At 37.7% G+C, this 12229-nt stretch carries 11 protein-coding genes and 1 pseudogene; 11 read left to right on the top strand and 1 reads right to left on the bottom strand.

Features of this window, described 5'->3' with window-relative positions:
* Positions 1-93 precede the first annotated feature (93 nt).
* The 11 genes and pseudogenes from ACYTR8_RS07400 to recA all read left to right on the top strand — a co-directional run.
* Positions 94-331: pseudogene (locus ACYTR8_RS07400) on the top strand (helix-turn-helix domain-containing protein); the annotation flags it as partial.
* Between the two features lie 1069 nt (positions 332-1400).
* Complete coding sequence (locus ACYTR8_RS07395; protein WP_037581246.1) at positions 1401-1676, top strand: helix-turn-helix transcriptional regulator; 276 nt, start codon at positions 1401-1403, stop codon at positions 1674-1676.
* A 25-nt stretch (positions 1677-1701) separates the two neighbouring features.
* Positions 1702-2691 (top strand): DUF3644 domain-containing protein, encoded by a 990-nt coding sequence (locus ACYTR8_RS07390; protein WP_011889222.1) that lies wholly within the window; start codon positions 1702-1704, stop codon positions 2689-2691.
* A 342-nt stretch (positions 2692-3033) separates the two neighbouring features.
* Positions 3034-4179, top strand: a complete 1146-nt coding sequence (locus ACYTR8_RS07385) for a tyrosine-type recombinase/integrase (RefSeq protein ID WP_479641944.1) — start codon at positions 3034-3036, stop codon at positions 4177-4179.
* A 94-nt stretch (positions 4180-4273) separates the two neighbouring features.
* Entirely contained in the window at positions 4274-6256 is a 1983-nt protein-coding gene (gene mutL, locus ACYTR8_RS07380) for a DNA mismatch repair endonuclease MutL (protein ID WP_479641945.1), read from the top strand.
* 10 nt (positions 6257-6266) lie between these two features.
* Positions 6267-7487: an MDR family MFS transporter gene (locus ACYTR8_RS07375; RefSeq protein ID WP_479641946.1), complete on the top strand. Its 1221-nt coding sequence runs from the start codon at positions 6267-6269 to the stop codon at positions 7485-7487.
* Position 7488: 1 nt separating this feature from the next.
* Positions 7489-8082 (top strand): Holliday junction branch migration protein RuvA, encoded by a 594-nt coding sequence (ruvA, locus tag ACYTR8_RS07370; protein ID WP_479641947.1) that lies wholly within the window; start codon positions 7489-7491, stop codon positions 8080-8082.
* Positions 8083-8091: 9 nt separating this feature from the next.
* Positions 8092-8664 (top strand): DNA-3-methyladenine glycosylase I, encoded by a 573-nt coding sequence (locus tag ACYTR8_RS07365; RefSeq protein ID WP_111717759.1) that lies wholly within the window; start codon positions 8092-8094, stop codon positions 8662-8664.
* Between the two features lie 2 nt (positions 8665-8666).
* Positions 8667-9020 (top strand): VOC family protein, encoded by a 354-nt coding sequence (locus ACYTR8_RS07360; protein WP_269760115.1) that lies wholly within the window; start codon positions 8667-8669, stop codon positions 9018-9020.
* A 123-nt stretch (positions 9021-9143) separates the two neighbouring features.
* Complete coding sequence (locus ACYTR8_RS07355) at positions 9144-10415, top strand: competence/damage-inducible protein A (RefSeq protein ID WP_479641948.1); 1272 nt, start codon at positions 9144-9146, stop codon at positions 10413-10415.
* Positions 10416-10519: 104 nt separating this feature from the next.
* The gene (gene recA, locus ACYTR8_RS07350; protein ID WP_111717757.1) at positions 10520-11656 is read left to right on the top strand and encodes a recombinase RecA; all 1137 of its coding nucleotides are present in this window, start codon (positions 10520-10522) and stop codon (positions 11654-11656) included.
* A 211-nt stretch (positions 11657-11867) separates the two neighbouring features.
* Here recA and ACYTR8_RS07345 read toward each other — a convergent pair.
* Positions 11868-12229, bottom strand: a 362-nt coding sequence (locus ACYTR8_RS07345; protein ID WP_479641949.1) for an IS30 family transposase, incomplete at its 5' end; no start/stop codon positions are given.

Below are 12229 nucleotides of genomic sequence, written 5' to 3'. Positions count from 1 at the left end.
AAGTGTTTTTTTAAAAAAGTTTATTTATTTTCGTACTTTGTCCTGTTTTGTGTTATAATCATTGTATAACTTACAACTGAAAGGGTTAAAGTCATGGCTAAAAACAGTCCTCAAGATCTTGAAAATAGAGAATACTTCTCTAGAAGGCTCAACCTACTTATGGAACAAAAGGGGATTAGACAAATTGATCTCCATAATTCTTTAGATATTCCTAAAAGTACAATTACGGGATATGTAAAAGGTAAATCTTTACCAACCGCTGGGAATTTACAAAAATTAGCTGATTTTTTGAACGTAAAAAAATCTTTCCTAGATCTGCGTTTTATTGATACAGTTTCAACTAGCACACTAAAAGAGTTGCTAGATAATAATCAAAGCGAAAAGGTTTTTGAGATGTTCTTCAATAAAATCAAGGAAATACTTAGCTTTGAAAAAGATTATATGGATATGGAGTATATTCAAGGAAAATTAGCTTTTAATCAGGGTGTTTTTGGTCGTGTTCTCCAGTCTTCAATAATAAACCCTGGTATTGTTGAAATATTCAACGGGCTTGATTTATCAGATAGTTCAAAGACTAATGAAGCTCTACTGGTTTCCAAACAGCGCGAAGCAAGAGAATATGCTAAAAATAATGTTTTAACCTTGATTACAAACGAATATATTTCGCGTTTAATAAATGTAATCGAACGCGAACAAGTTTACAGTTCTACTTATGTTCATTCTGAAATTTCAAACCTTATAAATAGTCTAAATAATAAAATTGATAGCTATGGAGGTGTTCTTTTTGAAATTAATGAAATAATTGAAAAAATTGGTGTTCAAGATAGAAAGATTTTAGGTTATTGCTTACAAAGAAAAATTTCCACTATGCAAATTGAAATAAATAACCTTGTTCACAATGATACAATTAACAACTTTGCTATTACGAAAAACAATATATATACTGAAAAGAGTGATGTTATTGATACCATTGAATTTGATTACTATAAAGGTATTCAGAACCGCTTGAATGATTTGGTTAAAGAAATCGGGGAACACTTTAGTGACTAACTCACGCACTACTATATGAAAAAGTCAGATAAACTCAGAAATATATAACTCAACATTTCTCAACAAAAAAAGTCAAGTTTTGTCAACATGCTAAAATCTAGTATTTTCTAGAATACCGACAATTTCCGACTTTCTAGGTATAGACAAATATAGACACATTCCACCCAGGGCGAGTGCTTCCCTCATGCTTCAGCAAGTCCGCTGGCCTTGTCTAAACCTTGTCACTTTTTAGGGTGGATAAAATGGCCGATTTTCTTTTTAAGGCGTCAGCAATGTTATTTTTTTAAGGTGTCTAAGATTACTATGATACATTGCTATTAAGAAATACATAATAAAGAAAGTGTGAAAATATGGATGAATTAATGCAACAAATGGCTGATAAATTCGGTGATATGGTCCAGGCTGTAATCATTGAAAAAACAAAAGTCATTGATATCGATCAGACATTGCCCCTGGAACTTAACCAAAAACAATTGGCAACTTTGCTCGGTTGTTCTACAAGTCGCTTACCTGAATTTATTTATCGGAAAGATTTCCCCAAGATTGATAGAGGCCGAGGAAGAAGATTAGCCTTCCCAAGAGATGCCGTACGGGAGTGGTATAACAACAATTGGCATAAACTGTAATATAAACCAAATAGAAAGGAAATATATGGAGAATTTAAGTAAAAGGTTGGTTGATAAAAGTGTTGAAGCTTTCATTATGGGTCTTGAAATCTATAATAAACCAACGATTAAGTATCGAATTGAGGGCTTTAGTTTCTTTATTTGTAACGCCTGGGAGTTGATGTTAAAGGCTCATATCATTAATAATGACAGTGAGGAAGCTATCTACTTTAAGGACAGCAAAGACCGAACTATATCATTGGAAAATGCAGTAGAAACAGTATTTCCAGATAAACATGGATCGTTGAGAAAAAACCTTGTCCAAATTATCGAACTTAGAAACACTAGCACTCACTTTATAACAGAAGATTATGAGCACATCTATGCGCCATTGTTCCAAGCTTGTGTGTCTAATTATATTTCTAAAATGCAAGAATTCCACCAGGAAGATATCACAAAACAAATTGCACAAAATTTCCTGACTTTATCTGTCCGTATCGACCAACTTAATCAGGAAGAAATTAAAGCTAAATATTCCCCAAAAATGGCAGAACGTTTACTAGCTGAACAAGCAAAGATTGAAAGTGAAATTTCTGCTAGTAATTCTGACTATGCTGTCCCAGTAGAAACACGATTCTATATCACTAAGCGAAAACAAGATGCTGATTTAGTAGTTAAGTTAGACAATGGTGCTGAAACAAGTGTCGGCGTACTCCGAGAAATTAAAGACCCAAATGCAGTATATCCACTGACTACTAAGGAAGTTATAAAAATTGTTAATAAACGTTTAAGAGCGAAAGGGATTTTGTTAACAAAAATAGTCAATGGTGAAAAGCAAAAAAGGCCGTTTACAACAAACGACCTGCAACTATTTAATGCATTTTACGATATAAAGACAAACGAACGTTATTGCTACCATTATAAAATTGGTAATCGATATGGCTATGCTCAAGCATTCTGTGAGTTTATCATTGAAGAGATTGAACGAAACCCTGAAACATTCGTAGAAAACTTGAAAAAGAGGACAAAAAAATAAGATAACCCCAGGCATCTGTGAATTCTCGTCCTTTGACTTACTCCCATTCGGGAACACAACGTTAATCCTTCGCAAGTTATCTTGTTAACTATATTATACCACGCGCGTGGGAAATGTAAAGTATTTTGTTAGCTGACTAGTAAGCTAACTTTGTCAAAGAACTCTGAAAAACGGCTTTAAATCAGCCATAATCACATTTTAATTATTAACCATATATTTTACCGACTTACCCAAAACAAACGAAAATAGGGCCATTCTCGTAAGCCCTGGCATGATATAAACCTAAAACATTATAAAACCTTTTTAATAACAGCTTGCCTGCTGATGGAAAGGTTTATGATCATGAAAATAACAGAACATAAGAAGAAAAACGATACAATCGTTTATCGTGCTAGTATTTATCTAGGCATTGACCAAATGACAGGTAAGAGAGTAAAAACAAGCATCACAGGAAGAACAAGAAAAGAAGTTAATCAAAAAGCCAAGCACGCGCAGCTTGACTTCCTATCTAATGGATCTACAATTAAAAGAAAAGTTGTGATTAAAACATTTAAAGAACTTAGTCATTTATGGCTTGAAACCTATAAGTTAACAGTAAAGCCTCAAACTTATGATGCTACTGTTACTAGACTTAATCGACATATTATGCCAACTCTGGGCAATATGAAGGTTGATAAGATAACCGCTAGTGATATTCAAATGCTAATTAATAGATTATCTAAATATTACGTCAATTATACTGCGGTACGTTCAGTCATCCGAAAAGTTCTCCAACAAGGAGTATTGCTAGGGCTAATAGATTATAACTCAGCAAGAGATATTATCCTTCCAAGGAAGCAGCCAAACGCTAAGAAAAAAGTTAAGTTTATTGATCCGTCTGATTTGAAATCTTTTTTAGAACATTTAGAAACCAGTCAACACAAACGCTATAACCTTTACTTTGATGCAGTTCTCTACCAACTTTTATTATCCACTGGCTTGAGGATAGGCGAAGCCTGTGCATTAGAGTGGGGAGATATTGACCTAGAAAATGGTACAATAGCCATTAATAAGACTTACAATAAAAATTTGAAGTTTTTGAGTACAGCTAAAACCCAGTCAGGCAATAGAGTGATTAGTGTTGATAAAAAGACCCTTAGAAGCCTAAAGCTCTATCAAATGAGACAGCGACAATTATTTAATGAGGTTGGTGCGCGTGTGTCGGAGGTAGTGTTTGCCACACCAACACGAAAGTATTTTAATGCTTCGGTTAGACAAAGCGCTTTAGATACTAGGTGTAAGGAAGCAGGGATTGAACGCTTTACCTTTCACGCTTTTAGACACACTCACGCTAGTTTATTGCTGAACGCTGGTATTAGTTATAAGGAACTTCAGTACCGTCTAGGACATGCGAATATCAGCATGACTTTGGATACCTATGGCCATCTTTCTAAGGACAAAGAAAAAGAAGCTGTTTTATATTATGAAAAGGCTATGAATAATTTATAAGTCCACAAAAAAGTCCACAAATTAATATTTTGAGAAGTGTAAACCTAATGAAACCTTTTTATATCAACGTTTAGAAAGTGTTAAAAACAAAATTATGACAAACATTATTGAATTACCAGAAGTTCTCGCCAACCAAATTGCAGCTGGTGAAGTTGTAGAAAGGCCAGCGAGTGTTGTCAAGGAATTGGTTGAGAATGCTATCGATGCTAAGAGTAGCCAAGTTACCATTGATATTGAAGAGTCTGGTCTCAAAAAGATACAGATTACGGACAATGGTGAAGGGATGTCGCCTGAAGACCTTCCTTTGAGTTTGCGGCGACATGCTACCAGTAAAATAAAAAGTCAAAGTGATCTCTTTCGAATTAGAACGCTTGGTTTTAGGGGAGAAGCTTTACCATCGGTTGCTTCTATCAGTAAAATCACAATAAAAACAGCTACTAAGGAAGATAATCACGGTTCTCTTTTAGTTGCTATCGGCGGAGAAATTGAAACGCTCGAGGAAACGTCGACGCCTGTAGGTACCAAGATTAAGGTGGAAAACCTTTTTTATAACACGCCTGCTCGCCTCAAATACATGAAAAGTTTACAGGCAGAGTTAGCCCATATTGTTGATGTGGTCAATCGTTTGAGTTTGGCACATCCAGAAGTTTCTTTCACCCTTATTAGTGATGGGCGTCAATTAACTCAGACATCAGGGACGGGGGACCTGCGGCAGGCTATTGCAGGGATTTATGGCTTGAATACTGCCAAAAAAATGATTGCTATTTCCAAAGCCGATTTGGACTTTGAAGTGTCGGGCTATGTCAGTTTACCAGAGTTGACACGTGCCAACCGCAATTATATGACCATTTTAATCAATGGACGCTACATTAAAAATTTCTTGCTCAACCGGGCTATTTTAGACGGTTACGGCTCTAAGTTGATGGTTGGACGTTTCCCAATAGTGGTGATTGATATTCAGATTGACCCCTATTTGGCCGATGTCAATGTTCACCCTACTAAGCAAGAGGTCCGTATTTCAAAAGAGCGTGAGTTGATGGCTTTAATTAGTACGGCGATTTCTGAAAGTCTTAAGGAGCAAGATTTGATTCCAGATGCTCTGGAGAACTTAGCTAAATCAAGCACACGACACTTTTCTAAACCAGAGCAAACACAACTTCCATTACAATCTAAAGGGCTTTATTATGATCCTCAAAGAAATGACTTTTTTGTTAAAGAATCGGATGTTTCTGAAAAAATACCTGAGAGTAATTTTCATGATATAGAGATTGACAAGACTGTAAAGGATCAAAGGACGGAACAGTTTCCTGATTTAGGAGAGTATACAGGGGCTTCCTCAGTAAAACATGCTAGTCGATCACAGGATGAGATAACTGATGATGATCACCCTGGACTTGATTTGAAAAACAAACAGAAATTATCTCAAATGCTAACCCGTTTGGAAAATGAAGAGCAATCAGTATTTCCCGAATTGGATTATTTTGGTCAGATGCACGGCACTTATCTCTTTGCTCAGGGAAAAGATGGTTTATTTATCATTGACCAACACGCTGCCCAAGAGCGAGTTAAATACGAATATTATCGTGATAAGATAGGTGAGGTTGACAGTAGTTTACAGCAATTGTTGGTGCCCTATTTGTTTGAGTTTTCCGGCTCGGATTTCATTAACTTACAGGAGAAAATGGCACTCTTAAATGAAGTTGGTATCTTCTTAGAAGTTTATGGGCACAATACTTTCATTTTGAGGGAGCATCCTATCTGGATGAAAGAAGAAGAGATTGCATCTGGTGTCTATGAAATGTGTGACATGTTACTTCTAACCAATGAGGTATCTATTAAAACTTACCGAGCAGAGTTAGCTATTATGATGAGTTGTAAACGATCTATCAAGGCAAATCATAGCTTGGATGATTATTCAGCAAGAAATCTGCTACTACAATTAGCCCAATGTCAAAATCCTTATAACTGCCCTCATGGTAGACCCGTGTTGATTAATTTCAGTAAGGCAGATATGGAAAAAATGTTCCGTCGTGTCCAAGAAAATCATACTAGCCTGCGAGAGCTAGGAAAATATTAGAGAGGATGAGATGCAAGAGTTTTTAAACCTTCCTAAGCAGATTCAGCTGAGGCAACTGGTACGCTTTGTGACCATTACCTTAGGCAGTAGTATCTTTCCCTTTATGGCCATGTATTATACGACTTACTTTGGTACGTTTTGGACAGGCCTCTTAATGATGATTACCAGTTTGATGGGATTTGTTGGAACTTTATATGGTGGGCATCTGTCAGATGCTCTTGGTCGCAAAAAAGTCATTATGATTGGGTCAGTAGGAACAACACTAGGCTGGTTTCTGACTATTTTAGCTAATTTGCCTAATGCAGCTATTCCTTGGTTAACATTTGCTGGTATTTTATTGGTAGAGATTGCTTCTAGTTTTTATGGGCCCGCCTATGAAGCCATGTTGATTGATTTGACTGATGAGAGTAATCGTCGATTTGTTTACACCATCAATTATTGGTTTATCAATATTGCTGTCATGTTTGGTGCAGGGCTATCTGGGCTTTTTTATGACCATCATTTTTTAGCCTTGTTAGTAGCTTTATTACTCGTCAATGTACTTTGTTTTGGCATTGCTTATTATTATTTTGATGAGACCAGACCAGAGACACACGCTTTTGACCATGGGAAAGGCTTGCTGGATAGTTTTCGAAACTATCGTCAGGTGTTTCAGGATCGTGCCTTTGTCTTGTTTACCTTAGGTGCTATCTTTTCTGGTAGTATCTGGATGCAAATGGATAACTATGTGCCAGTACATTTGAAACTGTATTTTCAGCCAACTACCGTGTTAGGTTTCCAGGTAACTAGTTCTAAAATGTTGTCATTAATGGTTTTTACCAATACATTGTTGATTGTTCTTTTCATGACAATAGTGAATAAATTAACTGAAAAATGGAAACTATTGCCTCAACTTGTGATTGGTTCTTTACTATTTACTCTGGGCATGCTTTTGGCATTTACCTTTACGCAGCTCTATGCTATTTGGCTATCAGTTGTTCTGCTAACTTTTGGGGAAATGATAAACGTCCCTGCCAGTCAAGTCTTACGCGCTAATATGATGGATCATTCCAAAATAGGCTCTTACACGGGCTTTGTGTCAATGGCACAACCCTTAGGTGCTATTTTGGCTAGCCTACTAGTATCTGTCAGCCATTTTACAGGCCCTTTAGGCGTGCAATTCCTGTTTGTAGTCATTGCTGCGCTAGGCTTTTATTTTACGGTTGTTTCTGCAAAAATGAAAAAGGTGTAATATGTACGATTATATTAAAGGTCAATTGACCAGAATTACGGCAAAATACATTGTCGTTGAAACTAATGGACTAGGCTATATTATCAATGTAGCCAATCCTTATAGCTTTACAGATAGTGTCAACCAACTGGTAACTATTTACCTGCATCAAGTGATTCGTGAGGACGCTCACTTGTTGTTTGGGTTTCATACGGAAGACGAAAAAGAGGTTTTTCTGAAATTAATTTCTGTATCAGGCATTGGTCCGACAACAGCTCTCGCTATTGTGGCAGTTGATGATAATCAGGGGCTTGTTAATGCCATTGATACCAGTGACATCAAATACCTGACTAAATTTCCTAAAATCGGGAAAAAAACGGCACAACAGATGGTTCTTGACTTAGCCGGAAAATTTGTGGAGGTTCCACAAGAGACCAGTAAAGCAAAACCGTCTACCTCCTCAAACAATGACCAGTTGGAGGAGGCTATTGAAGCCCTTCTTGCCCTAGGTTATAAAGCAACAGAGCTGGAAAAAATTCGTGCCTTCTTTGAGGGGACCTCTGATACGGCAGAGCAATACATCAAATCAGCATTGAAACTGTTAATGAAAGGGTAGGTGTTTCACATGAAACGTTGCTCATGGGTTCCTAAGGATAACCAGCTTTACTGTGATTACCACGATTTAGAATGGGGTCACCCCCTGGATGATGATAGAGATTTTTTTGAATTGCTGTGCCTTGAAAGTTACCAGTCCGGGTTATCTTGGCTGACGGTTTTGAAAAAACGCCAAGCTTTCAGAACTGTTTTTCATGATTATGACATTTCGGCTGTGGCAGCCTTTACCGATGAGGAGATGGTTGATGCATTACAGAATCCATCCATTATCCGCCACAAGCTAAAGTTAGCAGCAACTGTCAACAATGCTATCGCAGTACAGAAAATTCAAGAAGAATTTGGTAGTTTTACCACTTATCTCTGGGATTTTGTTGGAGGAAAGCCAATTGACAACCTTGTCAATCAAGAGCACCCTGTTCCTGCTCAAACAGATTTATCCGTTTGCTTATCTAAGGATTTAAAGAAAAGAGGATTTAGATTTTTAGGACCTACAACGGTTTATTCTTTTATGCAAGCATCGGGTCTGGTAAATGACCATGAAGAAACGTGTGCTTTTAAGCTAATAACAACTAAAAGGAGATAGTGATGAATCTTAACCAAACAGATCTTATTGTTTCAGATGTTCCAAAGGCTACCCAAGTTCTGGCATCACTGCTTAACTTAGCTGTGGATTATGCAGATGAGCATTTTGCACAGTTCACTTTAGGAAGTCATTGTTTAATGGTATCGGATCACCCCCTCAAACCCATTACGTCACTTCACGGAGGTATCATTCTTCATATTGAAGTTGACTGTGTTGACAAGGAAGTTGAACGCTTAAAATCCTCAGGTTTTACTATTAATAATGGTCCAGTCAATACGGCATGGGGAACCTACTCGGTCTGGGTGGAGGGACCAGAGGGTGTGATGCTTGATTTCTATCAATTTAGTGAAGACTAGTCTTTCTGTGTCCCTCTCAACATAATAGAAAATAAGTAACGATACCATCTCCTAATTCGTCGTGAATTGGGAGATTTTTTGATAAAATGAAATTAGATTACGAATAGATAAGTAGGTGGGGAAATGAAAGCTGAACTGATTACAGTAGGTACCGAAATTTTGACTGGTCAAATTGTGAATACCAATGCTCAATTTCTGTCGGAAAAAATGGCAGAGCTAGGTATTGATGTCTATTTTCAAACGGCTGTTGGGGATAACGAAGAGCGTTTACTTTCAGTGATTGCAACTGCTAGTCAGCGGAGTGATTTGGTCATTTTATGCGGCGGTCTTGGCCCCACGGAAGATGATTTAACCAAGCAGACTTTAGCAAAATATCTTAATAGAGATTTGGTCTTTGAAGAACAAGCTAGTCAAAAATTAGACGATTTTTATGCCAGTCATAAAGAGTCGTCTCGAACGGCAAATAATGCTAAGCAGGCTCAAATCATTACTGGTTCAAGCCCTCTGCAAAATAGAACAGGACTTGCAGTGGGTGGCTTAATCACTGTTAATGAGGTGACTTATGTTGTTTTACCCGGGCCGCCAAGTGAATTAAAACCCATGGTTAATGAGGAACTGCTTCCTCTTTTGTCCACACAATCTCGCAAACTTTATTCGAGAGTTTTACGATTTTTTGGGATTGGTGAGAGTCAGCTGGTGACGGTCTTATCAGACCTTATTGAGAATCAAACTGACCCTACTATTGCACCTTATGCTAAAACTGGTGAAGTGACCCTTCGTTTATCAACGAAAGCTGAAAATCAAACATTAGCAGATACGAAATTAGATCCACTAGAAGCGCAGCTATTGTCGCGAAAAACTCCTGACAACCAGTCGTTATCAGATTTTCTTTATGGCTATAGGGAGGATAATTCCTTAGCGCGTGAGGTATTTGAGCTCTTAGTAAAATATGAAAAGACAATTACAGCAGCAGAAAGTCTAACCGCGGGATTGTTTCAGTCAACTTTGGCGAGTTTTCCAGGAGCTTCTCAAGTATTCAATGGAGGCTTTGTGACTTATAGCATGGAAGAGAAAGCGAAAATGCTAGGCATTCCTTTAGAGGATTTGATATCGCATGGAGTTGTTAGTGCTTATACGGCCGAGAAGATGGCGGAGCAAACAAGGTTATTGACTGGTGCTGATATTGGGGTAAGTTTAACAGGTGTTGCCGGACCAGATATGTTGGAGGACCAGCCTGCAGGTACAGTTTTCATTGGCCTTGCCACTCAAAATAAGGTAGAATCAATGAAGGTTTTAATCGGGGGACGGAGCCGCTCAGATGTGCGTCATATTGCGACTTTACATGCTTTTAATATGGTCCGTAAAACTTTATTAAAACCTGAAAATTTGCTATAATAATAGCAGTGTATTTTAGGGATTGAGCAGTCAAGAAAAGATTATCATAAGATAATTGGTGGTTAACTGCTGGACGATTAACCCTAATCATAGAGGAGAAGATATTGGCAAAAAAATTGAAAAAAAACGAAGAAATCACAAAAAAATTTGGTGACGAGCGTCGTAAGGCACTTGATGATGCCCTAAAAAATATTGAAAAAGATTTTGGTAAAGGTGCGGTGATGCGCTTGGGAGAACGTGCAGAGCAAAAAGTTCAGGTTATGAGTTCAGGAAGCCTAGCTCTCGATATTGCGCTTGGAGCAGGTGGTTATCCTAAAGGACGTATCATTGAGATCTATGGTCCAGAATCTTCTGGTAAAACAACTGTGGCTTTACATGCTGTGGCACAAGCTCAAAAAGAAGGTGGAATCGCAGCCTTTATCGATGCCGAGCATGCGCTTGATCCAGCTTACGCTGCTGCGCTTGGGGTTAATATTGATGAACTCCTCTTGTCTCAACCAGATTCTGGAGAACAAGGACTTGAAATTGCAGGTAAATTGATTGATTCTGGTGCGGTTGACTTGGTTGTTGTCGATTCAGTAGCAGCTTTAGTGCCACGTGCTGAAATTGATGGTGATATTGGCGATAGCCATGTCGGATTGCAAGCACGTATGATGAGTCAGGCGATGCGTAAGCTATCAGCTTCTATTAACAAAACAAAAACTATCGCTATCTTTATTAACCAATTGCGTGAAAAAGTTGGTGTGATGTTTGGAAATCCTGAAACAACACCGGGTGGTCGTGCCTTGAAATTCTATGCTTCTGTTCGTTTAGATGTGCGTGGAACCACTCAAATTAAAGGAACTGGTGACCAAAAAGACAGTAGTATTGGTAAAGAAACAAAAATCAAAGTTGTTAAAAACAAGGTAGCTCCTCCGTTTAAAGTGGCAGAGGTTGAAATCATGTATGGAGAAGGCATTTCCCGTACTGGGGAGCTTGTGAAAATTGCTTCTGATTTGGACATTATCCAAAAAGCAGGTGCTTGGTTCTCTTATAATGGTGAGAAAATTGGTCAAGGTTCTGAAAATGCTAAGCGTTATTTGGCGGATCATCCAGAATTATTTGATGAGATTGATCGTAAAGTACGTGTTAAATTTGGTTTGCTTGAAGAAAGCAAAGAAGAATCTGCTATGGCAGTGGCGGCAGAAGAAACCGATGATCTTGTTTTAGATTTAGATAACGGGATTGAAATTGAAGATTAAAAAAGAGCCCTTTGGGGCTTTTTAAAATGCATTGTTAACGAATAGTAGAACTACTGTTGATAGGTGTATGGGTGAATGGAAATCATCATTTCAAAACAATGCGGAAAGAGCAGAACTTAGGATAACAAACAAAGGATTAAAATAACTGATAATTCAAGAAAAGACAGGTCAAAAACCTTATTTTACCCAAATAATATCCCAAATTGTCAAATTAAGCTAGACATTTTACGTAACTCAGAAAAACCTGATATGGTGTTCGATAATTTAAAGATTTCCTAGGAATTCTATTTCGTTTATCAGCGATAGCTGATAAATATTTCTGAGGAATACCATTGAAATCCATTTGCTTTGGTAGTCCATGACGTCTTAATAAACCATTTGAATGTTCATTTAACCCACGTTGACCAGGGCAACCTGGATCCGCAAAGAAAATATCAATGTCGTGCTGGTTGGCTATTGTCTTCCAATTAGAGAATTCTTTCCCACAATCAAAAGTGACAGATTTAAAGAGATGTTTTGGGAATTGTGACAGCCATCTATTTAGTGACTGCTCAATGTCGCTAGCTTTTCGAC

The organism is Streptococcus sp. F2, from assembly GCF_056500955.1.
Note: the sequence above shows the minus strand (reverse complement) of the source record. Positions and strands in the feature narration are given on the sequence as shown.

What these genes read in the sequence shown, in the direction of transcription:
- ACYTR8_RS07395 (WP_037581246.1), top strand. Translation starts at nt 1,401, where the DNA reads ATGGATGAATTAATGCAACAAATGGCTGATAAATTCGGTGATATGGTC.
- ACYTR8_RS07390 (WP_011889222.1), top strand. Translation starts at nt 1,702, where the DNA reads ATGGAGAATTTAAGTAAAAGGTTGGTTGATAAAAGTGTTGAAGCTTTC.
- ACYTR8_RS07385 (WP_479641944.1), top strand. Translation starts at nt 3,034, where the DNA reads ATGAAAATAACAGAACATAAGAAGAAAAACGATACAATCGTTTATCGT.
- mutL (WP_479641945.1), top strand. Translation starts at nt 4,274, where the DNA reads ATGACAAACATTATTGAATTACCAGAAGTTCTCGCCAACCAAATTGCA.
- ACYTR8_RS07375 (WP_479641946.1), top strand. Translation starts at nt 6,267, where the DNA reads ATGCAAGAGTTTTTAAACCTTCCTAAGCAGATTCAGCTGAGGCAACTG.
- ruvA (WP_479641947.1), top strand. Translation starts at nt 7,489, where the DNA reads ATGTACGATTATATTAAAGGTCAATTGACCAGAATTACGGCAAAATAC.
- ACYTR8_RS07365 (WP_111717759.1), top strand. Translation starts at nt 8,092, where the DNA reads ATGAAACGTTGCTCATGGGTTCCTAAGGATAACCAGCTTTACTGTGAT.
- ACYTR8_RS07360 (WP_269760115.1), top strand. Translation starts at nt 8,667, where the DNA reads ATGAATCTTAACCAAACAGATCTTATTGTTTCAGATGTTCCAAAGGCT.
- ACYTR8_RS07355 (WP_479641948.1), top strand. Translation starts at nt 9,144, where the DNA reads ATGAAAGCTGAACTGATTACAGTAGGTACCGAAATTTTGACTGGTCAA.